At 78.4% G+C, this 1,042-nt stretch carries 1 protein-coding gene; it reads left to right on the forward strand.

Annotated elements, in window-relative coordinates; translation table 11 throughout:
* Positions 1-1,042 (forward strand): condensation domain-containing protein (locus ABZW03_RS41260; RefSeq protein WP_355270064.1); only part of this gene is annotated, 1,042 nt, incomplete at both ends.

Consider the following 1,042-nt stretch of genomic DNA (forward strand, 5'->3'; position numbering starts at 1 on the left):
CCCGGCACCGAGCGCGAGCGGCTGCTCGCCGCGATCTGGGCGGAGCTGCTCGGGGTCGAGGAGGTCGGCCTGGACGACGACTTCTTCCTGCTCGGCGGCGACTCCATCCTGAGCATCCAGGTCGTCTCCCGGGCCCGCGCCGCCGGGCTCGCGCTCTCCCCGCGCGACCTGTTCCGCCACCCCACCGTCGCCGCCCTGGCCGCGGCCGCCGGCAGCGCCGTCACCGTCGCGGGCACCGAACCGGTCAGCGGCGAGGTCCCCCTGACGCCGGTCCAGCACTGGTTCCTCGACCCGAACCCGCCGTACGCGGCGGAGTTCGACCAGTCCGTGGTGGTCCAGGCCCCCGGCGCCGTCGACCCGCGGGCCCTGCGCCGCGCCCTGGCCGCCCTGTGGGCCCACCACGACGCGCTGCGCGCCCGCTTCGTCCGTACCGCGGACGGCGGCTGGCAGCAGCACGTCGCCCCCGCCGAGGAGACCGCGCCCGAGCTGCTGGAGGTCCACGACCAGGCCGACGAGGCCGCCGTGACCGCGGCCGCCCACGCCTCCTTCCGGCTGGACGGCGGCCCGCTGCTCACCGCCCGGCTGCTGGTTCCCACCCCGACGGCCGCCGCCGACGGCACCCGGCCCGCCCGGCTGCTGCTGGCCGTCCACCACCTGGTGGTCGACGGCGTCTCCTGGCGGGTGCTGCTGGAGGACCTGGAGACCGCCTACCGGCAGGCCGTCGAGGGCCGCCCGCTGCGGCTGCCCGCCCGCACCAGCTCCGTCCGGGAGTGGGCCGGCCGACTGGCCGAGCACACCGCGGCCGGCGGCTTCGACGGGCAGCGCGCCCACTGGGCGGCCGCCGCCCGGGCCTGCGCCCGGCCGCTGCCGGTGGACGGCGACGGCTCCAACACCGCCGCCGACCTGCGCGAGGTGACCGTCCGCCTGGACCGCGCACGCACCGACGCCCTGCTGCGCGAGGTCCCCGCGGTCTACCGCACCCGGATCCTGGTGCAGGACGGGGGCCAGGTGGGTCGCCTGCTCCTGGTCGTTCGCCGCCTCC

The organism is Kitasatospora sp. NPDC004799, from assembly GCF_040609095.1.
Classification (GTDB): domain Bacteria; phylum Actinomycetota; class Actinomycetes; order Streptomycetales; family Streptomycetaceae; genus Kitasatospora.